Source organism: Streptomyces sp. XY006 (assembly GCF_002237655.1).
Lineage (GTDB): Bacteria > Actinomycetota > Actinomycetes > Streptomycetales > Streptomycetaceae > Streptomyces > Streptomyces levis.
This window is the reverse complement of record NZ_NOKT01000038.1, coordinates 42,352-64,324: the sequence shown is the minus strand read 5'-3', so window position 1 is coordinate 64,324 and position 21,973 is coordinate 42,352. Positions and strand designations below refer to the sequence as shown.

Here is a 21,973-nt window from a genome sequence, read left to right as displayed (position 1 = left end):
TCCTACGCCCCGGTACGGCGCCGTACCATCGTCCCTATGGCTACGGAAGACGCGGTGCGCGAGGCACTGGCGACGGTGAACGACCCCGAGATCCACAAGCCCATCACCGAACTCGGGATGGTCAAATCCGTGGAGATCGGCGCGGACGGGGCGGTCGCGGTCACCGTGTACCTGACGGTCTCGGGCTGCCCCATGCGGGACACGATCACGCAGCGCGTGACCGAGGCGGTCTCCCGCGTCGAGGGCGTGACCCGCGTCGACGTCACGCTGGACGTGATGAGCGACGAGCAGCGCCGGGAGCTGGCCTCCGCCCTGCGCGGCGGCCAGACCGAGCGCGAGGTGCCCTTCGCCAAGCCGGGCAGCCTGACCCGCGTCTACGCGGTCGCCTCCGGCAAGGGCGGCGTCGGCAAGTCCTCGGTGACGGTCAACCTGGCCGCGGCGATGGCGGCCGACGGCCTCAAGGTCGGTGTCGTGGACGCCGACATCTACGGCCACTCCGTGCCGCGCATGCTGGGCGCCGACGGCCGTCCCACCCAGGTCGAGAACATGATCATGCCGCCGTCGGCGAACGGCGTGAAGGTCATCTCCATCGGCATGTTCACGCCGGGCAACGCCCCGGTCGTCTGGCGCGGCCCGATGCTCCACCGCGCCCTGCAGCAGTTCCTGGCGGACGTGTACTGGGGCGACCTGGACGTCCTGCTGCTGGACCTGCCGCCCGGCACCGGCGACATCGCGATCTCCGTCGCCCAGCTGGTGCCGAACGCGGAGATCCTGGTCGTCACCACGCCGCAGCAGGCGGCGGCCGAGGTCGCCGAGCGCGCGGGCTCCATCGCCGTCCAGACCCACCAGAAGATCGTCGGCGTGGTCGAGAACATGTCCGGCCTGCCCTGCCCGCACTGCGGCGAGATGGTCGACGTCTTCGGCACGGGCGGCGGCCAGGTCGTCGCCGACGGCCTGACCCGCACGACCGGCGCGAACGTCCCGGTCCTCGGCAACATCCCCATCGACGTCCGCCTGCGCGAGGGCGGCGACGAGGGCAAGCCGGTCGTCCTGTCGGACCCGGACTCCCCGGCCGGCTCGGCCCTCCGCGCGATCGCCGGCAAGCTCGGCGGCCGCCAGCGGGGCCTGTCGGGCCTGTCCCTGGGGATCACCCCGCGGAACAAGTTCTAGTTCGAAACGCCCCTGGGGGCAGCCCCCTCAGGGGCGCGGGGAACCGCGCGAGCAACCACATCACCCCCGCAGCCGTCCGCGCGGCGAAGCCCCGAGGCGAAGGGGCGCCGAACCGAAAACCCGGCGCCCCGAGGAACTCACGCGTACGCGGCGATGTCCTTCACCACGGCGAAGCCGAGCCCGTAGGCGCTCATGCCACGCCCGTACGCGCCCACATGGACCCCCGCCGACGTCGACCCGGCCAGCACCCAGCCGAACTCCGACTCCCGGTAGTGGAACGCCGTCGGCACCCCGTCCACGGGCAGCGACAGCGTGGACCAGTCGGGCCCGTCGAGGTCGTCGGCGAGCACCCAGGCCGTCTCGGTCTGCTGCTCCAGCCAGTCGTCCCGCAGCGAGTGGTCCATCTGCCCCGGCCATGTGAAGGACAGCAGCCCCACACCGGCGAGCCACGCCGCGGACGACACGGACGTGGCCTCCAGCAGCCCCGTCCCGTCGGCGGTGCGCCGTGAGGGGTTGGCCGCCACGGTCACCACGACCGCGAACTTCTCCTTGGACTCCAGATCGCCCCCGGCGGCATGCTCGTTGCGCACCGTGGGCTCGTCGCCGTGCCCGATCGACCCGTGTTCGACGGCTCCGTCGGCCGTCGTGCCGACCTGCATCAGCCAGCGCGGCCCCGTGAAGGCCTCGTCGAGGCCGTACCACGGGAAGGGCGCGCGCAGGTAGCCGTCGACCGTACGCCGGGCGGAGGGGAGCTGTTGTCCGCCCTCCGCGGCCGGCGCCTGCGCGACTGCCCCACTCGTCGTCTCCATGTGCCCGAGCCCTCCTCGCTCTCGTCGAACCGAGCGGCCCGCCCCCCTTCGGGCGTACTCGACCGGTCCGCACAACAACTCGGCAGCATAGCCACACCGCCGCGAGCAGCAGGGAAAGCGCCCGGCGCGTGGGCCGCACGGGCGCCTCGTTCAGGCCGTACACAGCCCGACCGGAGTATGAAACGCGTCACGCGCGCCGGGGCGTCGCGCCCCGGCGCGGTCGCTCAGGTGGCGTCCGCGTCGAAGGGCGGACGGTCGTCCCGGCCGGGCGTCTCGGGCTTCTTCGTCATGTCGATCCGGCCACCGGAGGAAGCGGCGGACGACGAGGAGGACGCGTCGGCCTCACGGGCGTGGACGGCGTCCGTGACCTCGGCCATCTCCTTCTTCAGGTCGAAGCCGTTGCGGATCTCCTTGAGCCCCAGGTCCTCGTTGTCCAGCTGCTTGCGGATGAACGTCTTGGGGTTCAGATCCTCGAACTCGAAGTCCTTGAACTCCGGGCCCAGTTCCTCACGGATGTCGTTCTTCGCGCTCTCCGAGAACTCGCGGATCTTCCGGATCGTGCGCGACACGTCCTGGATGACCTTGGGGAGCTTGTCCGGACCGAAGACGAGCACGGCAAGGATGATGAGCGTCACCAGCTCGAGCGGTCCTATGTCATTGAACACCTGAAGCTCCTTGCGATGTCCTCGGTCCTCGGCCCTCGGTGGTCGGTGCGGGTCTTGCCGTGGTCCGGGCCGGCTCCACGGTACCCGGCGATCCCGTCCGACCGGTACCGTCCCGAGACCTCTGCGTTCGGGGCGTGGGAGCGCTTTCCCGGTTGTTCGCCTGACTGATCCTGGATCAGCCTTGTTGTGACACGTTCGCGCGTGCCGGGCCGCATGGTCCTCAGCCGCCGGACGAGCCGAGGACGAGCGAGACGGTCCGCTCCTTGCCGCCGCGCTCCACGGTCAGCTCCAGCCGGTCGCCGGGGCGGTGCGCCCGGGTCTTGACGATCAGCTCCTCACCGGAGTGGATCCGCCGCCCGTCGACCTCCGTGATGACGTCGCCCGCCTTGATGCCGGCTCTGGCCCCCGGGCCGCCCGCGGAGACCGGCGGCCCGCCCTCGCTGCCCTCCGTGTCGACGCGGGCGCCGTCGCCGGTGTAGTCCATGTCCAGCGTGATGCCGATGACCGGGTGGGTCGCCTTCCCGGTGTTGATCAGCTCCTCGGCGACGCGCTTGCCCTGGTTGACGGGGATGGCGAACCCGAGGCCTATCGACCCCGACTGGCCGCTGTCCGGGGCGGAGCCGCTGTCCGCCGAGCGGATGGCCGAGTTGATGCCGATGACCCGGGCGTGGGAGTCGAGCAGGGGGCCGCCGGAGTTGCCGGGGTTGATGGGCGCGTCGGTCTGCAGCGCGTCGACGTACGACACGTCGCTGCCGTCGCCCTTCTCGCCGCCGGCCGTGATGGGCCGCTGCTTGGCGCTGATGATGCCGGAGGTGACCGTGCCGGCCAGGTCGAAGGGGGCGCCGATGGCCACGACCGGGTCACCGACCTGCACGTTGTCCGAGTTGCCGAGGGGCAGCGGGGTGAGTCCGCTGACGCCCTTCACCTTCACCACGGCCAGGTCGTAACCGCTGTCCCGGCCGACGAGCTCGGCGCGGGCGGTCTCCCCGCTGTTGAAGGTGACGGTGATCTCGCCGTCGGTGCCGGCGGGTCGTACGACGTGGTTGTTGGTGAGGATGTGGCCGCGGGTGTCGAGCACGAAGCCGGTGCCGGTGCCCTGCTCGCCGGAGCCGCTCACATGCAGCGTGACCACGCTGGGCAGGGCCCGCCCGGCGATCCCGGCGACACTGTCCGCGTCCCGCGCGGCGGCCTCCTTCCCGGCCTGGGGCAGCTCGACCGTCCCCACGCCGCCGTTGCGCTCCAGATACGTCCCCACGAGGCCGCCGATGCCTCCGGACACGAGCGCCAGCACCAGGGCCCCGAGCAGCAGTGCCTTCCTGCCGCGCCTGCGCCGCTGCTCGGTGCTCCGGACGGGCGCCCCGGTCTGCTGCAGGGGCCCGGGCGCCGCCCAGGGGTCATAGCGCCGCCAGGGGTCGGGCACGGGAGCCGACCCCGGGACATCGCTGTATCCACCCGGACCAGGAACCCCCGGCGGCTGAGCCTGAGCCGGAACGGCCACCTGACCCGCGGGGACGCCTGCCGTGGGCACGGCCGGTACGGGCACGGCCGGTGCGGGCACGGCCGGTGCGGGCACGCCTGTCGTGGGCACGCCTGTCGTGGGCACGCCTGCCGTGGGCACGCCTGCCGTGGGCACGGCCGGTGCGGGCACGGCCGGTGCGGATACGCCTGCCGTGGGCACGGCCGGTGCGGGCACGCCCGGCGGCGGTGTCATCGGCGCACCGTGCGCTGCCGGAACCGCCGGCATGCCGACGCCCGGGGTGCCCGGCATGGCCGGTGCCGTCACGCCGTGGGCCGGGGTGGCCGCCGGGTGCTGGACGGGCGGCGCGGGCGCCCAGGGGCCCGGTTCGCCGTAGGGCGGGGTGCTGTAGGGGTCGGGGTCGTGCAGGGGCTTGGGGGCGTCCTGGGCGGGCAGAGCGGCTACGCCAGGGGCAACGGCAGAGCCACCACTCTCGGCCTCCACACCAGCAGAAGCCGGAACGACAGGAGCATCTCCTCCGGCCGCCGCACCGCCGGAAGCCGGAACGGCAGAGGCGCCACTCTCGGCCCCCACACCAGCGGAGACCGGGCCGGCAGAGGCATCACGTTCGGGCTCCCCGCCGGCGGAAGCCGGAACGGCAGCGGCATCACTCCCAGCCCCCGCACCCGCGCGAACCGCAACGGCAGCCGCGCCACTCTCGGCCCCCGCGCCGCCCGCCGCCGTCTCCGGAGAGGCCCCGGCGCTCACGCCGGTTGCGTCCCGCTCCGTCGCCGGGGCGTCCGGGCGGCGCAGTTCGTAGTCGCCCGCGTCCTCGTCACGCCGCGCCTGGGGCCGTGCCAGTTCGAAGTCTCCCTCGGCGTCCGTCATCGGGCCCTGCGCGTCGTCCGCCGCCGGCTCCGCTCCCGCGGGGTCCTGCGGCCGTGGACGACCCCACCACTTCGCCTTCGTGGGCTTCCCCTCGTTCATGCTCTCCCCACAGCACAGCCGCGGCACGGCTCGTCGGCGGTGGCCGCAGTTCGTCGAATCGGCGCCCCGGCCCACCTCGGCCGGGCACCACCCCCGGATTCAATCAGGTTCGCGGGCCGGTGCGCAGAGGCCCGTCAGCGGGCCGTGCGCGAGGAGGCGGGGGCCGAGGGAGACGAGGTCGCGTCCGGCAGCGGCACGGCGAGCAGGGGCCCCGTGATCTCCGGGAGGGCCGACCAGGACGTCAGGGCGGCCGGCGGGGCCGCCTGCAACGGGCGTATCAGCGGGGACACGGCGGCGGCACCGGCCACCACCGGCGCGGTCAGCGCGTGCACGGCGCCGTGCCGGACGGAGGACGGCGGCGGCACACCCGGGAGCAGCGGCGCGGACACCTCGGTCGGGGCGGCCGGGGCGCGGCCGAGCGGATTCTGCCCGTGCAGCTGCCCGAGCAGCGGACCCGCGCCGCGGCGGCGCTGGGACTCGGGAGCAGTCGCGGCGCCCGTGCCCTGCGTGCGCATGGGCGTGACGTTGCTGCCCGTTCCCGAGCCGCCGCGGGCCTCCGTGTCGGTCGGGGTGCCCGCGGTGACGCCGCCCAGCGCGATCGCCGCCAGGGACACCGCCCCGGCGGCCACGAAGGCGAACCGCAGCCGCGAGGAGGAACGGTCCGGCTCGGGCCGGCCGACGTCGTGGATACGGAAGCCCCGGCCGCCCGGGGGCAGGCCGTCGGGGCCGGAGGGGAAGCCGCGCTCACCCGCCGCGAGTCCTCTGCCCGCGGAGGGCGGCAGGGCGGGGAGGTGCGGCCGGGACGGGGCGTACCCGAACTCGAACCGCTCGCCGCGCTTCGTCGCGAACGCCCCGGACGGGCCGAACCGCCCGCCGGGCAGCCCCGGCCCGCCCGGCGGCAGGTCACCGTCCGGGCCGCCGCCTGCGGGTAGTCCCTGCAGGCGGGCCAGGAAACTCTCGGAGGGGGGCGGCGGGGCCGCCTCCGCGAAGACGTTCTTCAGCCGGCGCTGGGCGTCCACCTCCGCCTTGCACTTCGGGCAGGTGGCCACGTGCGCCAGTACGCGCTCGCGCGCGTCATGACCGAGCTCTCCGTCCACCAGGGCGGAGAGGCGGTCTCCCAGGTGCTGCTCTGCGAGGTGCCCCTCGGAAGCCTTGGGTCGTGATCCGCTCACGCGCTCGCGCCCCCTCCTCCCAGGGCGGGGACACGGGGCACGAAGGAGCGGCGCTCGGCGCGCGCCTCCGGGGAGCGGTGCGCGAGGGCCTTGCGCAGCTGGGAACGGCCGCGGTGGATCCGCGAGCGGACCGTGCCGAGCTTGACGCCGAGGGTCGCGGCGATCTCCTCGTACGACAGTCCTTCGATGTCGCACAGGACGACCGCGGCGCGGAACTCGGGGGCGAGGGTGTCGAGGGCCTGCTGGACGTCCGCGTCGAAGTGCGCGTCGTTGAAGACCTGCTGGGGCGTGGGCTCCTTGCTGGGCAGCCGCTCGGCCGCGTCCTCGCCGAGCGCGTCGAAGCGGATGCGCTGCTTGCGGCGGACCATGTCCAGGAAGAGGTTCGTCGTGATGCGGTGCAGCCAGCCCTCGAAGGTGCCCGGCGTGTACGTCGACAGGGAGCGGAAGACGCGGACGAAGACCTCCTGCGTGAGGTCCTCCGCGTCGTGCTGGTTGCCGGTGAGGCGGTAGGCGAGCCGGTAGACCCGGCCGCTGTGCGTGCTGACGATCTCCTCCCACGTGGGCGGAGTCCACGCCTGCCCGTCCGCGTCGGTGGTGAAGGTCGCGGTCTGGGCGGAGCCAGCGGCGTGGCTGTGGTCAGCGGTGTCGTTCACAGATGTCGGCCTGCCCGCCGATCCGAGGAAGCGCCGGAGCACTCCTCCCCGATCCCCGGGCGCAGCCGCACCTCCCCTGTCAGCTCTGGTGGTGTCCAGTGGAGCCCCTACCATAGCCACCTCGCCCGTTAGGACCGGATAAGCGGTTTTACGAGAATTTGATCTGGGCTGATACGCCTCGTACTGCTGCGTCGGCACTTGCTCGGTGTCCCGATCCACCGCCTGCCCCCCGTCCCGGCCCACGCCGCTCGCTCATCCCTTTAAACGACCGGTCCCATCTGCGGGTTCCCGAGCCCAACGGATACAGTCACGCCCAGGCATTCACGGGGACAGGAGAGGGTCATTACCGGCAACCGGCAGACGAGCTGGGCGTTCGCCGACGCCTATGTCGCCGAGGACGAAGCGCTGCACTGGGCCCGTGACCGGGCCCGCGAGGCAGGGCTGCGCTCGGTGTCGCCCGGCACGGGCGCCGCGCTGCGGTTGCTGGCCGCCTCCGTCGACGCGAAGGCCGTCGCCGAGATCGGCACCGGCTGCGGTGTCTCCGGGATCCACCTGCTGCACGGCATGCGGCCCGACGGGGTCCTGACGACCGTGGACCCCGAGCCGGAGCACCAGCAGTTCGCCCGCCAGGCTTTCCGCGCCTCCGGCTTCGCCAGCAACCGGGCGCGCTTCATCCCGGGCCGCGCCCTGGACGTGCTGCCCCGGCTCGCGGACGCCGGCTACGACCTGGTCTTCTGCGACGGCGACCGGCTGGAGGTCATGGACTACCTCGCTGAATCGTTGCGTCTGCTGCGTCCCGGCGGGCTCGTCGTCTTCGAGGGCGCCTTCGCCAACGGCCGGACGGTGGACTCGGGCCCGCAGCCCACCGAGGTGCTGCGGCTGCGGGAGCTGCTGCGCGCGGTGCGCGAGAGCCAGGAGCTGGTGACGTCCCTGCTGCCGGTGGGCGACGGTCTGCTGTGCGCGGTGAAGCGCTAGCCCGTCGGCACGTCAGCCCGTCGGCACGTTAGCCGGTCGAGAACCGGGGCAGGCGCAGGTCATCGGTGAGAAAACAGCCGCCCCGGCACCTCATGTGATGCCGGGGCAGCTGAAAGGGTATGGTCGCTTGCGCGTCAGCCGACGACCTTCTTGAGGGCGTCGCCCAGGGCGTCGGCCTCGTCCGGGGTCAGCTCGACGACGAGCCGACCGCCGCCTTCGAGCGGAACGCGCATGACGATGCCCCGCCCCTCCTTGGTCACCTCGAGCGGGCCATCACCCGTCCGCGGCTTCATGGCCGCCATGCTCGTACCCCTTCCTGAAACCCAGCTCAGTCAAAGCCGACGGCCCTGAGAAGGGCACACGTGCGGTTCCTTGTGGCAGGACACGCGACACCGGCATCGAACACATTGCTTCCCAGCCATTATCCCGCATCTCAGGACCCGATGACCAACATCAGTCGGCATCGCTTGGGCAACGCACGCGAGCAAAACCACTCAATTCGGCGATGGGACTGCGATACTCCGCCCCCGCACACACGTTTGCGGAACGGATCCGGACGAGAATTCTTTGACGCAGGTCACACGTCCGCTCCGGTTCGCCGCCGGTGATCTCCGTCATGCTGTCCTGCAGACCGGGACGTACCCGCCGGTACGTCCCCGAGCCGCGACGCGGAGGGGATACGCCATGGCCGACACCGTGCTCTACGAGGTGAGCGACGGACTCGCGACGATCACGCTGAACCGCCCGGAGGCGATGAACGCGCTGAACGTGGCGACCAAGGTCGCCCTGCGGGAGGCGGTCGAGTCCGCGGCGGGCGACGCCGCGGTGCGGGCGGTGCTGCTGACTGCCGCCGGTGACCGGGCGTTCTGCGTGGGGCAGGACCTGAAGGAGCACATCGGGCTGCTGGTGCAGGACCGTGAGACCGGCTCGGGACAGACCATGAGCACGGTGCGGGAGCACTACAACCCGATCGTGCGGGCCCTGGCCGGGGCGGCGAAGCCGGTGGTCGCCGCGGTGAACGGGGTGGCGGCGGGGGCGGGCTTCGGCTTCGCGCTCGCGGCGGACTACCGGATCGTGGCGGACACGGCGTCGTTCAACACGTCCTTCGCCGGGGTCGCGCTGACCGCGGACTCCGGGATCTCCTGGACGCTGCCCCGGGTCGTGGGCCCCGGACGCGCCGCCGACCTGCTGCTCTTCCCGCGGAACATCAGCGCACAGGAGGCGTACGAGCTCGGGGTCGCCAACCGGCTGGTGCCGCCCGGGGAGCTGCGGGCGGAGGCCGAGAAGGTGGCCCGGGCGCTGGCCGAGGGGCCGACCGTGGCGTACGCGGCGCTGAAGGAGGCGATGGCCTTCGGGCTGACGCACTCGCTGGAGGAGACGCTGGAGAAGGAGGACGAGCTGCAGACGCGCGCCGGGTCCTCCGAGGACCACGCGATCGCGGTGCAGGCCTTCGTCAACAAGGAGAAGCCGAAGTACCTGGGACGGTGAGCCCGGGGACGGCCGCGCCGTCGGGGGGTGCCGCGTGGTCGCTCACGCGGTTCCCCGCACCCTTGAAGGGGCGCCTCTCGCCACGCACGCCGCCAGGTGGTCGTCGACCAGGCCGCAGGCCTGCATCAGCGCGTACGCCGTCGTGGGGCCCACGAAGCGCAGGCCGCGCTTCTTGAGGGCCTTGGACAGGGCGGTCGACTCCGGGGTGACGGGCGGGACGTCCGCGAGGGTCTCCGGGGCCGGGCGGCCGGCCGGGTCCGGGGCGTGGGACCAGATCAGGGCGTCCAGCTCGCCCGGGGACCACTCGGCGAGGGCCCGCGCGTTGGCGAGGGTCGCGTCGATCTTGGCGCGGTTGCGGATGATGCCGGTGTCGGCCAGCAGCCGCTCGCGGTCCTCGTCGGTGAAGGCGGCCACCGCGTCGATCTTGAAGTCGGCGAAGGCGGCGCGGAAGCCCGGGCGGCGGCGCAGGATCGTGATCCAGGACAGCCCGGACTGGAACGCCTCCAGGCTGAGCCGTTCGAACAGCGCGTCGTCGCCGTGGACCGCGCGGCCCCACTCCTCGTCGTGGTACGTCACGTACTCCGGGGCGGACAGGGCCCAGGGGCAGCGCAGCGCGCCGTCCAGGCCCGCGAGGGCGGTGCCGTCGCTCACGGCCGGTCCTCCGGGCGTGCGGCGGGCTTGTCCATGGACACCCGGTGCTCGTCGGACGGGTGCAGCGGCCCATGCGAGGAGGCCGCCCGCGCGCCCGCCAGGGCGGATTCCAGGTCGGCGATCCGGGCGTCGCGTTCGGCGAGCTCCGCGCCCAGGCGGCTGAGGGCGTCGTCGACGTCCGCCATGCGGTAGCCGCGGGCGGCGAGCGGGAAGCGGAGGTCCTCCACGTCGGCCCGGCTGACGGGGCGGTCCGGGGGCAGCGGGTCCCGCAGCCGTTCCGGGGCGGCCTCGGGCAGCGGGCCCTTCTCCCCGCCTCCCAGCACCGCGAGGGTCACCGCGCCGACCACGACGGCGAGCGCGACGACCAGGAACAGGAACATAACCATCGCGGGGCCCCCACGGTCGGACGGTTCGGAGTCGCGTACGTGCTCCGAGTCGGATGTTGTCAGGCTCCGATCGTGCCATGCGACCGCGACCGTTAGGGTCACAGGCGGCGGAAGACGGGACGTACCAGGAGAGGTCACACGGGATGCTCAGGCTGGGCAAGCGGGAATTCGGGCCGCACGAGCCGGTGATCATGGCGATCGTGAACCGGACCCCGGACTCCTTCTACGACCAGGGCGCCACCTTCCGCGACGAGCCGGCCCTGGCGCGCGTGGAGCGGGCGGTGGCCGAGGGTGCCGCGATCATCGACATCGGCGGGGTCAAGGCCGGGCCGGGCGAGGAGGTCACGGCCGAGGAGGAGGCCCGGCGCACGGTCGGGTTCGTCGCGGAGGTGCGGCGCCGGTTCCCGGACGTGATCATCAGCGTGGACACCTGGCGGGCGGAGGTCGGCGAGGCCGTGTGCGAGGCCGGGGCGGACCTGCTCAACGACGCGTGGGGCGGGGTCGACCCGGGGCTCGCTGAGGTCGCGGCGCGTCACGGCGTCGGGCTGGTGTGCACGCACGCCGGGGGCGCCGAGCCGCGGACCCGGCCGCACCGGATCGAGTACGACGACGTCATGGCCGACATCCTCGGGGTGACGGTCGGACTGGCCGAGCGGGCGCTGGCCCTGGGCGTGCCGCGGGAGTCGATCATGATCGACCCCGGGCACGACTTCGGCAAGAACACGCGGCACAGCCTGGAGGCGACGCGGCGGCTGGACGAGATGGTCGCCACGGGCTGGCCGGTGCTGGTGTCGCTGTCCAACAAGGACTTCGTCGGGGAGACGCTGGACCGGCCCGTGAAGGAGCGGGTGGTCGGTACGTTGGCGACGACGGCCGTGTCCGCGTGGCTGGGGGCACAGGTGTACCGGGTGCACGAGGTCGCCGAGACACGGCAGGTGCTGGACATGGTCGCGGCGATCGCGGGGCATCGGCGTCCTGCCGTTGCCCGGCGCGGGTTGGCCTAGCCCCGGGTACCAGGGGCTGAGCCCCCTGGCCCCCGCACCTGCGCCCACCCGCCGCCCGACACGGCCGGACAGGGGCCGGGGCCGAAAGGACCCCTACCTGCCCGCCTCCTTCGACACCAGCGCCACCGCCTCGTCCACGTCGTCCGTCACGTGGAACAGCAGCAGGTCCTTCTCCGCCGCCTTGCCCTGCGCGATCACCGTGTCCCGCAGCCAGTCCACCAGGCCGCCCCAGTACTCCGTGCCGAACAGGACGATCGGGAAGCGGGTCACCTTCTGGGTCTGGACGAGGGTGAGGGCCTCGAAGAGCTCGTCGAGGGTGCCGAGTCCGCCGGGCAGGACGACGAAGCCCTGGGCGTACTTGACGAACATCATCTTCCGCACGAAGAAGTAGCGGAAGTTCAGGCCGATGTCGACGTACGGGTTCAGGCCCTGTTCGAACGGCAGCTCGATGCCGAGGCCGACCGAGATGCCCTTGGCCTCCAGGGCGCCCTTGTTGGCCGCCTCCATCGCGCCCGGGCCACCGCCCGTGATGACCGCGAAGCCCGCCTCCACCAGGCCCCGGCCCAGCCGCACGCCCGCCTCGTACTCCGGCGACTCCGCCGGGGTCCGGGCCGAGCCGAACACGCTGATCGCGGGCGGGAGTTCGGCGAGGGTGCCGAAGCCCTCGATGAACTCCGACTGGATGCGCAGCACGCGCCAGGGGTCGGTGTGCACCCAGTCGGAGGGGGCCCGCTCGTCCAGCAGCCGCTGGTCGGTCGTGCTGGCCTGCACCTGGTCCCGCCGCTGGAGGACCGGGCCCAGGCGCTTCTCCTCCGGCGGCTGCTTCTTCCCCTCGGGGTTGCCGGTCGCCATGTGCGCTCCCTCCGTCGTGCCTGTCTTTCCACCTCAGCGTAGATCTACGCGGGTTACGAACGAGGGACGTGAGCATGTCCGCGATGGAGCGCCGTAAACACGAAGGGCCCCCGGCGGGGTCAGGCGGTCAGCCAGTGCCGCAGGCGCTCCTCGCCCGCGAGGATCTTCGCGACCTCCACGCGCTCGTCCCGCTTGTGCGCCAAGTGGGGGTTGCCCGGGCCGTAGTTGACCGCCGGGACGCCCAGGGCCGAGAAGCGGGAGACGTCGGTCCAGCCGTACTTCGGCATCGGCGTGCCGCCGACCGCCTCGATGAACGCCTCGGCCGCCGGGTGGGACAGGCCCGGCATCGCCGCGGAGCTGTGGTCGACGACCTCGAACTCCGCCACTCCGCAGTCCGCGAAGACCTCCCGGACGTGCGCCACGGCCTCCTCGGGGGTGCGGTCGGGCGCGTAGCGGAAGTTCACGGTGACGACGCACTCGTCGGGGATGACGTTGCCGGCCACGCCGCCGCTGATGCCGACCGCGTTCAGGCCCTCGCGGTACTCCAGGCCGTCGATCACCGGCCACCGGGGCTCGTAGGAGGCGAGGCGGGCCAGGATCGGGGCCGCCGCGTGGATCGCGTTGGAGCCCATCCAGCCGCGTGCCGAGTGGGCCCGCTCGCCCGTGGTCTTCAGCAGGACCCGCAGGGTGCCCTGGCAGCCGCCCTCGACCTGCCCGTCGGACGGTTCCAGCAGGACCGCGAAGTCGCCCGCCAGCCATTCGGGGTGCGCCTCGGAGACGTGCTTGAGGCCGTTGAGCTCCGCGTCGACCTCCTCGTTGTCGTAGAAGACGAAGGTCAGGTCGCGGTTCGGGGCCGGGACGGTGGCCGCGATGCGCAGCTGCACCGCGACGCCGGACTTCATGTCGCAGGTGCCGCAGCCCCACAGGACGCCGTCCTCGTCGAGCCGGGAGGGGACGTTGTCCGCGATCGGGACGGTGTCGATGTGTCCGGCCAGGACGACCCGCTCCGCGCGGCCCAGGTTCGTGCGGGCGACGACGTTGTTGCCGTACCGGTCGACCGTCAGGTGGGGCAGCGCGCGCAGCGCGGTCTCGATCGCGTCCGCCAGCGGCTTCTCGGTGCCGCTCTCGGAGCGGAAGTCGACGAGCCGGGCGGTGAGCTCCGCGGCGTCCAGCGTGAGGTCAAGCGAGGTGTCGGCCATGCCGTCGACCCTAACGCGCGTCGCCCCGCACACAGTCTTCCCACCGGGCTCATGCCACTCCGTACTCTCCAGTACCTTGTACGGCGTGCCAGAGCCGTCCTCTCCCAAGCGCCGTGGCCGCCTCTTCCGATGCGGAGCCGCCTTCGTGGCCCTGCTCGCGGTCGCCGGCTACCTCGTCGTGCAGTACATCACCGGGGGCACGAGCGGTCCGGGCTGCAAAGTCGTCTCGGGCAAGGGCGACGGGGCGTCGTACGAGTTCACGCCCGAGCAGGCCGTGAACGCGGCGACGATCACCGCTGTCGGGACGGCGCGCGGCCTGCCCGAGCGGGCCGTGACCATCGCGCTGGCGACGGCGCTGCAGGAGTCGAGCCTGCGCAACATCGACTACGGCGACCGGGACTCCCTCGGCCTGTTCCAGCAGCGGCCCTCGCAGGGCTGGGGCACGCCGAAGGAGCTCATGGACCCGACGTACTCGGCGGGCGAGTTCTACGAGCACCTGGTCAAGGTGCCCGGCTACACGCGGCTGCCCCTCACGGTCGCCGCGCAGCGCGTGCAGCGCAGCGGTTTCCCGCAGGCCTACGCCAAGCACGAGCCGGACGCCGCGCTGCTCGCCGCGGCCCTGACCGGCCAGTCGGCGGCCACGCTGACCTGTGAGGGCCGGCCGGGCGCGACCCGGGCCTCGGGTCCCGACGGGGTGCGGGCCGCGCTGGTGCGCGACTTCGGGCGCGATGTGCTGGCGCCGGCCGGTGCCGAGGTGGACGGCTCGTCGGCGGCCTCGCCCACGCCCTCCCCGAGCGCCTCGGGCGGGTCCGGCGGGCGGACGGTGACGCTGCCGGTGGCCGCCGACCCGGGCGCCGCGGGCGGGCGGGATCCGCAGCGGCGCGGCTGGCAGCTGGCGCACTGGGCGGTGGCCAACGCCTCCGAGCTGCACATCGCGCGGGTGACGTACGCGGGCCGGGAGTGGGTCGCCGGGAACACCGCGAGCGAGTGGCGGGAGGCCCCGGCCCGGGGCACGGCGGGGGCGGAGCGGACCGGGGACTCGGTCCGGATCGTCACGATGCGCTAGATCGCGCAGGGGTACGGGGACTCACCCCGGGGGATTACCCGCGCCCCGTGCGGCGACGGGGTGCGCAGGCTTTCGCCCCCTCACTCCTCGTGCGGCGGAATCCCTTGGGAACACTGGGCGGGAAGGATCCTGCGGCCTTTCCCGAGGGGGGCTCTTTGCCCGTTTTTATCCGCAGCCGATAATGCGACACATTGCCAACTCTTTACGTTGCGGTGCCGCAACCTTCGCGGGCTTCGAGCGGTAGTCACTGCGTCCGAGCCGGGGCGATCAACAGCCAGTCGATCGACAGCCGGTCGATCAACTCCCGGACCGGGTCGGACACTTCACGAACCTCACTGTTCTCTCCGTCGAAGGAGCACCATGTCCCTCCCCCTGACCCGCCGGATCGCCCGTGCCGCGCTGATCGTCGCTGCGGGAGCGGCTGCCGGGGTCGGTGCGGCCGGCTCCGCCAGCGCGGCGCCCGAACTGCCGGCCACCCCGAACCTCGGTGGTCTGACCGCCCTGGACGGGGCGAACGTCGGCAACGCCGTCGACGGCGCGGCTCAGAACGTCACCGAGACCGCGGGCGACACCGGCGGCAAGACCGTGAAGAAGGCGGTGCCGGCCGCGGGCAAGACCGGCGGCAAGGCGGTCAAGAAGGCCACGCCGGTGGCGCAGAAGGCGGCCGGTGACGCGGCGGGCTCCGCCGGTCAGCTCGTCGGCGAGGCCGCCGGTTCCACGCAGGGCGGTCTGCCGACGGACTCCCTCACCAAGGGCGGCGTGCCCTCCGCGGACTCGCTGCCGGTGAAGAGCCTGCCGGTCGGCTGACGCCGCGCCGCGAACGCCGAAGGGGTCCGGGGAGCTTTCCCCGGACCCCTTCGGCATGCACCGGGGCAAGCGGTCACAGACGGCGTACGGCCGCCGCCACCCGCTCGTCCGTCGCCGTGAGGGCCACGCGGACGAACTGCGCGCCCGCCGGGCCGTAGAAGTCGCCCGGAGCGACGAGGATGCCGAGCCCGGCGAGGTGGGCCACCGTGTCCCAGCAGGACTCGCCGCGCGTCGCCCACAGATACAGGCTCGCCTCGCTGTGCTCGATGCGGAAGCCGTGGCCGAGCAGGGCCTCGCGCAGCAGGGTGCGGCGGGCGGCGTAGCGCTCGCGCTGGACGCGGACGTGCTCGTCGTCGCCGAGGGCCGCCACGACCGCGGCCTGGGTCGGCGCGGACGTCATCATGCCGCCGTGCTTGCGGATCTCCAGCAGCGGGCCGAGTACCGCCGGGTCGCCGGCCAGGAAGGCCGCGCGGTAGCCGGCGAGGTTGGAGCGCTTGGAGAGGCTGTGCACGGAGACGATGCCGTCGTAGGAGCCGCCGTTGACGTCCGGGTGCAGCACCGAGACCGGGTCGGCCTCCCAGCCCAGCTCCAGGTAGCACTCGTCGGAGACGACCAGGATGCCGTGCGCGCGGGCCCACGCGACGATCCGGGTCAGCTCCTCCTTGGACAGGACCTTGCCCGTGGGGTTCGACGGCGAGTTCAGCCACAGGAGCCTTAGGCCCTCGGGGTCGAGCCCGGTCGGGTCGTCGTAGGCCTCGTACGCGGCACGGGCCAGGCGGGCGCCCACCTCGTACGTCGGGTAGGCCAGGCGCGGGAAGGCCACCCGGTCGCCGGGGCCGAGGCCCAGCTGGGTCGGGAGCCAGGCGACGAGTTCCTTGGAACCCACGATCGGCAGGACGTGGCGGTGCGTGACGTCCCGGGCTCCGAGGCGGCGCTCGACCCAGCCGGTGATCGCGTCGCGCAGCTCGGGCGTGCCCCAGACGGTCGGATAGCCCGGCGAGTCCGCCGCCGCGACCAGCGCTTTCTGGATCAGCTCGGGGACCGGGTCGACCGGGGTGCCGACGGACAGGTCCACGATGCCGTCCGGGTGGGCGGCGGCCGTGGCCTTGTAGGGCGTCAGCTTGTCCCAGGGGAAGGTGGGCAGGCGGTCGGAGACTGCGGACACGGGTGCTGGCTCACTTTCTGGTGCGTACGAGCCGGGTGGTCACGGCGAACGCCTCGGCCCCGCACGGCGATCGGGCGTGATCGGGCCGTGCGGGACCGAGGCGGCACGAAGTGCGGGCCGCTTGCGGTCTTACTCGGCCTGCGGCGGCAGCGCGGCGATGAAGGGGTGGTCGCGCTCGATCAGACCCAGCTTGCTGGCGCCGCCCGGGGAACCGAGCTCGTCGAAGAACTCGACGTTCGCCTTGTAGTAGTCCTTCCACTCCTCCGGAGTGTCGTCCTCGTAGAAGATGGCCTCGACCGGGCAGACCGGCTCACAGGCCCCACAGTCGACGCATTCGTCCGGGTGGATGTACAAGGACCGCTGGCCCTCGTAGATGCAGTCGACCGGGCACTCCTCGATGCACGCCTTGTCCTTGACGTCGACACAAGGCTGCGCGATGACGTAGGTCACGCTGTCGTTCCTCCTCGATAGGGCGCTGGCGGGCCTCCTCAGGCTCCGCCGCCTGGCGCGCGGGAGCGCGGCGTCGTCGATGCCCGCCCCTAGTATCTCCGTTCCTGGGCATGATCCGAACAGGAGGGGTGAACTGACCTGTGGAAATCTCTGCCGCCGGGCGACTCGAGGTCCGTGTCACCGCTGCTGACGTGGGCAAACGGGTCTCCGTCCGGAGCTTGATCGAACATGGTGCCCCGGGTGAGAAGTTCACCGATACGGTCGGTGTTCTCACATCATGGGACAACGGTGTGCTGCTCATCACACGCAAGAGTGGCGAAAGCGTCCGCATCCCGGAATCCGCGCTGGTCGCGGGCAAGGTCGTGCCCGCCGCCCCGGCGCGTCGCCGCGGCCCGGCCGCCTCCTACGAGGAGCTGGCCCGGGTCGCCGCGCGGGCGTGGCGGCCCGTGGAGAGCGAGTGGCTCGGGGACTGGGAGCTGCGGGCCGCCGCCGGGTTCACGCGGCGGGCCAACTCGGTGCTGCCGCTCGGTGATCCGGGCGTGCCGCTCGACGCGGCGCTCACCACCGCGCGGCGCTGGTACGCCGAGCGCGGGCTGCCCGCCTACGTCCAGACCGCGACCGGCGCCGAGGGCTCCCAGGAGCCGCTGTGCGCCGAGCTGGAGGCGCGGGGCTGGGTGCGGGAGGTGACCGCCGAGCTGTGGGTGGGCCCGCTGGCGCCGGTCGCCGGCCTGGGCGACCCGGCGGGCGTCGCGCTGTCCCGGGAGGCCGACGAGGCGTGGCTGGCGCGCTACCAGCGCAAGGGGGTGAGCGAGGTGGCGCTGCGGGTGCTGGGGAGCGGGCCGTCGGTGTGGTTCGCGACCGTGCCCGGGACGGCGGAGCCGGCCGCCATCGGGCGGTGCGTGGTCGACGGGCGGTGGGCCGGTTTCGCCGCCGTCGAGGTCGACCCGGCGCTGCGGCGCCGGGGGCTCGGCACGGCCGTCATGGCCGCGCTGGCCCGGCGGGCGCTCGACGAGGGCGCGTCGGCCGCCTGGCTCCAGGTCGAGGCCGACAACGCGGCGGCGCGGGCGCTGTACGCCGGGATGGGGTTCGCCGCGCACCACGCCTACCACCACTACCGGGCCCCGGAGGCCGGCGGCGCCACGGCCGGCACCACGGCCGGCAGCCGATCGTCGTGAGAGGGCACGAGCCAGCCATGCGTCCCCCGTTTCCCCCGTCCCCGGAACGCTCCGCCGAGCTGCGGCGCCGGTTCGCCGCGGAGGCCCGCTCCGAGCGGCCCGATCTGTCGACGCTGTGCCTGCTGGTGGGCGCCGAGGCGGACCGGGAGCTGGACGAGGCGGGCCTGGACGCCGCGCAGGTCGAGCTGGACCGGCTGGCCGGGCTGCTGCCGTTCCGGCCCGGGGGGCCGCGGGCGTGGGCGGTGGCGCTGCGGGAGCTGCTCGGTGAGCGGCTGGGGTTCCACGGGACCCCGGCGGACTACCAGCGCCTGGAGTCCTCGCTGCTGCACGAGGTGCTCCAGCGGCGCAGGGGCCTGCCGATCCTGCTTTCCGTGGTGTGGATGGAGGTGGCGCGGCGGGCCGGGGCGCCGGTGTACGGGGTGGCGCTGCCCGGGCACTTCGTGGTCGGGTTCGGGCCCGAGGAGGAGCAGATGCTGGCCGATCCGTTCGACGGGGGGCGGGTGCTGACCGGGGCGGACGCGGAGCTGCTGGTGGCCGGGGCGACGGGCACGGCTCTCGAACCTGCGATGCTGCGGCCCGCGGACCCGCTGGAGGTCGTGCTGCGGATCCTGAACAACGTGCGGGCGTGGGCCGCGGCCCGCCCGGAGCGGTCGGACGTCGCGCTGTGGGCGGTGGAGTTGTCGCTGCTGCTGCCCTCGCATCCGGCACGGCTGCGGTACGAGCGGGCGCAGGTGCTGGTGCGGCGGGGGGACTTCGTGGCCGGGGCCATGGAGCTGGAGGCCTACGCGGAGGTGGTGGCGGCCGTGGACGAGGCTGCGGCGGAGCGGCTGCGCGGGGAGGCGGCGGCGGCCCGGGCGATGCTGAACTGACGGCTTCGCGCCGACGAGGCCGTGCCGCGGGGCGGCCGCGGGCCTTGACGGCTTCGCGCCGTCGAGGCCGTGCCGCGGGGCGGCTGCGGGCCGTTCGGGTGGCCGGGGACGAGGAAGCCCCCGCGGGCCGGTGCGGGGGCTGTCTCGTACGGCGGGTGACCGGGGGTCAGTTCGGGCTGGTCTCGATGACTCCGACCCGCTCCTCGGGCGTCTTGCCGCGCAGGGCCTTGCGCAGCGCGCTGACGACGTCCTGCGGGGTGACGTCCCGCTTGCCGCTCGCGCCCTCGATCTGCACGCCGTCGAAGGTCTGGCCGTAGGCCTCCCGCAGCGCTTCGAGGTCGTACGTGTCCACGAGTTTACCGTCGACGGCCTTGAAGCTGAGGATCTTCGGCAGGGAGAGCCGGCCGAAGTCGATGCTGTGGGCCGCGTCGGTGCGGACGGTGACGAGGTCGGACATCGCGGGCTGCGCGATCTCCTTCAGCACCCGGTTCACCTCGGCGTCGGAGACCGTCGGCTGCTGTGTGGTGGTCGGCAGGGTCACCGTGCCGGCCGCGCCGGTCTCCACCTGCGCGCGGTACGCCTCCTCCACCGCCTTCGTCGACCTGGCGAGGTCGACGCCCTTGCCCGGCTTGCCGTAGACGGGGACGGCCTTGCCGCCCTTGAACACGATCGTGCCGTCGGTCGACGAGCCCGGGGCGCCCGCCGCGCTCTTCAGGGCGGCGTGCAGCTTCTCCTCGTCGACGGGCATGTCCGGGGCGACGACCCGGTGGTTGCCGAACAGCGAGCCGATCACGGAGACCGGGTTGTAGTCGCTCTTCGCCGCCGCGTCGGCCGTGGCGTCCATGTCGAACTGCAGGCCCGCGTTGTCGGGGTCCAGGGCGACGGTCCTGCCGCCCACGGACAGCTTCAGCTCCTTGCCGACACGGTCGTCGAAGGCCTCGTCGAGCTTCTTGACCGCGCCGTCGCGGGTGGTGCCGCCGATGTCGACGCCGAGCACGGTGGTGCCCTTGGGCACGTCGGTGCGGTTCATCAGCAGACCGGCGCCGTAGAGGCCGCCGGCGGCGACGACCACGCCCACGGCGAGCAGCACGAGCTTGTTCCGGCCCTTCTTCCTGGGGGCCTTGGAGGAGCTCGCCGGGGGCGGCGAGACCGGCTCGGGCAGCTTCGGGGCCGTGTGCGGCACGGGGCCGTCGCCGGGCGCGCCCGGGCCGAACGGCGAGGCCGCGCCGGGCTGTACGACGGGGATGCCGCTGGTGACGGTGTGTCCGGAGACGTTGTCGTGGCGGGGGCCGTAGCCCTGGCCGTCCGGGGGCTCGGGGGCCGGCTTCTGCGGGGTGAGGACGGCGGTGTCGTCACTGAGGCCACCACCCGGTCCCGCGGCGCCCGGGCCGCCGGGCGTTCCCTGGGTCCCGGGGACGCCGGAGCCTGCGGGGCCGCCGCCTATGGCACCCGGGGCGCCGGGGCGGCCGGGGTCGTTGAAGGCACCCGGGGCGCCGGGCGCGCCGGGACCGCCCGGGCGGCCGGGGTCGTGGAACGCCTCGGGGGCGCCGGGCCTGCCCGGGTCGCCGAAGCCGTTGTGGGAGCCGGGGCCGCCGGGCCCACCGGGACCGGCCGGACCGCCGGGCTCGGTGAAGGCGCCGGGACCGCCCGCGCCGCCCGGGCTGCCCGGGCCGGTGAAGGCGCCAGGACCGCCGGAGGGGCCGGGACCGCCCGGAGCACCGGGACCAGCCGGGGCACCGGGACCGCCCGGCGTGTTGAAGCCGCCGGGTGCGCCCTGTTCGCCGCCGAAGCCGCCCGGCCCGCCCGGCCCGCCCGGCCCACCGGAGCCGCCGGGTGCACCAGGTCCGCCGGGTTCGTTGAAGGGCCCGGGGCCGCCCGCCGGCGGCACCATCGGTCCGTCCCCGGTCACCGGCCCGCCCGTCGGACCGGCCGGGCCCCGGGCGCCGGAGCCGCCGGGAGTGCCGCTGCCGTGGAAGCCGTCGGCCGTGTTCGGGCCGCCGCCGTTCTCCGAGAAGTAGGGGAGGTCGTCGCGGCGCGGTTCGCCGCCGCCCGGGGCGGACCGCGAGCCGTTGCCCAGCGGGCCCGCCGTCAGCGCCTCGGTGACGTCGAAGGAGCCGGTGCCGCCGCCGTGCCCGGGCGCGACGGGGCCGCCGGTCGCGCCGCCGGGGAGTCCGCCGCCGTTCGTGCCACCGGACCGGGAGCCGCCCGGCGCGCCCATGGCCCCGACCACGCCGCCGGGCCGCCCGGCACCCGGACGTGCCCCACCGGACACGCCGGACACGCCGGACGTGCCCGAACCGGGGCCGCCCGTACCGGAACCGCCGGCCGCCGGAGCGGAACCGCCCGGCACACCGGCCCCGTTGGTGGAGCCGCCGCCCTGACCGCCCGGACCGGAGCCGGACTTGCGGGGCGCGAACCAGTCACTGGTCGGCTTGTCCTCGGCGGGAGACTCGCCGGTTCCCGGACCGGATCCCGAACCGGAACCCGGGGCCGAGCCCGCACCCGTGCCCGCGCCCCGGGGCGTCACCGCGCCCGGCGCCGACGGCGTCTCACCGCGCGTGTCGCTGTCGGCGGGACTGTCCGCCTCCGCGACGGGCTTGCGCACGACGACCGGCGGAATGGGCCGCGACCCGGGGATGTTGATCCGGATCCGCGTCGTCAGCGTGGTCTCGGTCTTGCGTTCCTCCGGCCGCTTGGCCGAACGGCCCGCGTCCGTGCCGTCACTGGAGACCGTCGGGGTGCCGTAGGGCGGCGTGCCCGACGGGTAGGCGGCTCCGCCGCGCCCGTTGGGCCCGGAGGACGGTGTGTCAGTTTCACGACTCAAGGCAGGTTCTCCCGGTTGGCTCCGCCGCCCGTCACGACCTCACGCGGGCAGCTCGGCGGCGCGCACCACCATACTGGCCACTTCTCACCCGTATCTCAGGACCGCTGGGGAAAGTCACACCGGACCCCCACCGGCGCGTCCCGGCGAAGT

Annotated in this window: 21 protein-coding genes; 8 read left to right on the top strand and 13 right to left on the bottom strand. The window is 73.7% G+C overall.

Annotation, left to right across the window (positions count from 1 at the left end; translation table 11 throughout):
* Positions 1-36: 36 nt before the first annotated feature.
* The gene (locus CHR28_RS33155) at positions 37-1,170 is read left to right on the top strand and encodes an Mrp/NBP35 family ATP-binding protein (RefSeq protein WP_094057433.1); all 1,134 of its coding nucleotides are present in this window, start codon (positions 37-39) and stop codon (positions 1,168-1,170) included.
* 137 nt (positions 1,171-1,307) lie between these two features.
* Here CHR28_RS33155 and CHR28_RS33150 read toward each other — a convergent pair whose 3' ends face one another.
* The 5 genes from CHR28_RS33150 to sigE form a co-directional block, all read right to left on the bottom strand.
* Positions 1,308-1,979, bottom strand: coding sequence for a hypothetical protein (locus CHR28_RS33150; protein WP_094057432.1), 672 nt, complete (start codon positions 1,977-1,979; stop codon positions 1,308-1,310).
* Between the two features lie 224 nt (positions 1,980-2,203).
* On the bottom strand, positions 2,204-2,644 hold the full coding sequence (locus tag CHR28_RS33145) for a sec-independent translocase (protein WP_094057431.1): 441 nt from the start codon (positions 2,642-2,644) through the stop codon (positions 2,204-2,206).
* A 220-nt stretch (positions 2,645-2,864) separates the two neighbouring features.
* Positions 2,865-5,087: a trypsin-like peptidase domain-containing protein gene (locus CHR28_RS33140; protein WP_179272640.1), complete on the bottom strand. Its 2,223-nt coding sequence runs from the start codon at positions 5,085-5,087 to the stop codon at positions 2,865-2,867.
* A gap of 134 nt (positions 5,088-5,221) precedes the next feature.
* Positions 5,222-6,259: an anti-sigma factor family protein gene (locus tag CHR28_RS33135; RefSeq protein ID WP_094057429.1), complete on the bottom strand. Its 1,038-nt coding sequence runs from the start codon at positions 6,257-6,259 to the stop codon at positions 5,222-5,224.
* Positions 6,256-6,954, bottom strand: coding sequence for an RNA polymerase sigma factor SigE (gene sigE / locus CHR28_RS33130; RefSeq protein WP_094057428.1), 699 nt, complete (start codon positions 6,952-6,954; stop codon positions 6,256-6,258). Before sigE ends, CHR28_RS33135 begins: the two co-directional genes overlap by 4 nt.
* 234 nt (positions 6,955-7,188) lie before the next feature.
* Between sigE and CHR28_RS33125 the strand changes: the two genes are divergently transcribed.
* Positions 7,189-7,887 (top strand): O-methyltransferase, encoded by a 699-nt coding sequence (locus CHR28_RS33125; RefSeq protein ID WP_306437589.1) that lies wholly within the window; start codon positions 7,189-7,191, stop codon positions 7,885-7,887.
* A 134-nt stretch (positions 7,888-8,021) separates the two neighbouring features.
* Here CHR28_RS33125 and CHR28_RS33120 read toward each other — a convergent pair whose 3' ends face one another.
* Entirely contained in the window at positions 8,022-8,189 is a 168-nt protein-coding gene (locus tag CHR28_RS33120; RefSeq protein ID WP_003966491.1) for a DUF3117 domain-containing protein, read from the bottom strand.
* A gap of 382 nt (positions 8,190-8,571) precedes the next feature.
* Here CHR28_RS33120 and CHR28_RS33115 point away from each other — a divergent pair, with 382 nt between their 5' ends.
* Positions 8,572-9,375: an enoyl-CoA hydratase/isomerase family protein gene (locus CHR28_RS33115; protein WP_094057426.1), complete on the top strand. Its 804-nt coding sequence runs from the start codon at positions 8,572-8,574 to the stop codon at positions 9,373-9,375.
* A gap of 42 nt (positions 9,376-9,417) precedes the next feature.
* Here CHR28_RS33115 and CHR28_RS33110 read toward each other — a convergent pair whose 3' ends face one another.
* Both CHR28_RS33110 and CHR28_RS33105 read right to left on the bottom strand, forming a co-directional pair.
* A complete protein-coding gene (locus tag CHR28_RS33110; protein WP_094057425.1) occupies positions 9,418-10,026 on the bottom strand; it encodes a DNA-3-methyladenine glycosylase I in 609 nt (202 codons plus the stop codon).
* Positions 10,023-10,412, bottom strand: a complete 390-nt coding sequence (locus tag CHR28_RS33105; protein ID WP_094057424.1) for a DivIVA domain-containing protein — start codon at positions 10,410-10,412, stop codon at positions 10,023-10,025. Before CHR28_RS33105 ends, CHR28_RS33110 begins: the two co-directional genes overlap by 4 nt.
* A 143-nt stretch (positions 10,413-10,555) precedes the next feature.
* On the opposite strand from CHR28_RS33105, the gene folP reads away from it, so the two are divergent.
* Entirely contained in the window at positions 10,556-11,416 is an 861-nt protein-coding gene (gene folP, locus CHR28_RS33100; protein WP_094057423.1) for a dihydropteroate synthase, read from the top strand.
* Between the two features lie 93 nt (positions 11,417-11,509).
* Here the strand turns inward: folP and CHR28_RS33095 are convergent, their stop codons facing one another.
* Together CHR28_RS33095 and dapE are read right to left on the bottom strand one after the other, a co-directional pair.
* Positions 11,510-12,268 carry a TIGR00730 family Rossman fold protein gene (locus CHR28_RS33095; RefSeq protein WP_094057422.1) on the bottom strand — a complete coding sequence of 253 codons (759 nt, stop codon included), beginning with the start codon at positions 12,266-12,268 and terminating at the stop codon, positions 11,510-11,512.
* Positions 12,269-12,387: 119 nt separating this feature from the next.
* A complete protein-coding gene (dapE, locus tag CHR28_RS33090) occupies positions 12,388-13,467 on the bottom strand; it encodes a succinyl-diaminopimelate desuccinylase (RefSeq protein WP_094057421.1) in 1,080 nt (359 codons plus the stop codon).
* An 85-nt stretch (positions 13,468-13,552) separates the two neighbouring features.
* Here dapE and CHR28_RS33085 point away from each other — a divergent pair, with 85 nt between their 5' ends.
* Together CHR28_RS33085 and CHR28_RS33080 are read left to right on the top strand one after the other, a co-directional pair.
* Positions 13,553-14,533: a heavy metal transporter gene (locus CHR28_RS33085; RefSeq protein ID WP_094057420.1), complete on the top strand. Its 981-nt coding sequence runs from the start codon at positions 13,553-13,555 to the stop codon at positions 14,531-14,533.
* Between the two features lie 360 nt (positions 14,534-14,893).
* Positions 14,894-15,340, top strand: coding sequence for an ATP-binding protein (locus tag CHR28_RS33080; RefSeq protein ID WP_094057419.1), 447 nt, complete (start codon positions 14,894-14,896; stop codon positions 15,338-15,340).
* A gap of 73 nt (positions 15,341-15,413) precedes the next feature.
* Here CHR28_RS33080 and CHR28_RS33075 read toward each other — a convergent pair whose 3' ends face one another.
* Positions 15,414-16,505 (bottom strand): bifunctional succinyldiaminopimelate transaminase/glutamate-prephenate aminotransferase, encoded by a 1,092-nt coding sequence (locus tag CHR28_RS33075; RefSeq protein ID WP_094057418.1) that lies wholly within the window; start codon positions 16,503-16,505, stop codon positions 15,414-15,416.
* 129 nt (positions 16,506-16,634) lie between these two features.
* Positions 16,635-16,955 carry a ferredoxin gene (fdxA, locus tag CHR28_RS33070; RefSeq protein WP_030929316.1) on the bottom strand — a complete coding sequence of 107 codons (321 nt, stop codon included), beginning with the start codon at positions 16,953-16,955 and terminating at the stop codon, positions 16,635-16,637.
* Between the two features lie 140 nt (positions 16,956-17,095).
* Here fdxA and CHR28_RS33065 point away from each other — a divergent pair, with 140 nt between their 5' ends.
* On the top strand, positions 17,096-18,130 hold the full coding sequence (locus CHR28_RS33065; RefSeq protein ID WP_094057417.1) for a GNAT family N-acetyltransferase: 1,035 nt from the start codon (positions 17,096-17,098) through the stop codon (positions 18,128-18,130).
* 17 nt (positions 18,131-18,147) lie between these two features.
* Positions 18,148-18,999 carry a transglutaminase-like domain-containing protein gene (locus tag CHR28_RS33060; RefSeq protein WP_094057416.1) on the top strand — a complete coding sequence of 284 codons (852 nt, stop codon included), beginning with the start codon at positions 18,148-18,150 and terminating at the stop codon, positions 18,997-18,999.
* Between the two features lie 166 nt (positions 19,000-19,165).
* On the opposite strand, the gene CHR28_RS37900 is transcribed toward CHR28_RS33060, so the two are convergent.
* Positions 19,166-21,823, bottom strand: a complete 2,658-nt coding sequence (locus CHR28_RS37900; RefSeq protein ID WP_179272639.1) for a hypothetical protein — start codon at positions 21,821-21,823, stop codon at positions 19,166-19,168.
* Positions 21,824-21,973: the final 150 nt, after the last annotated feature.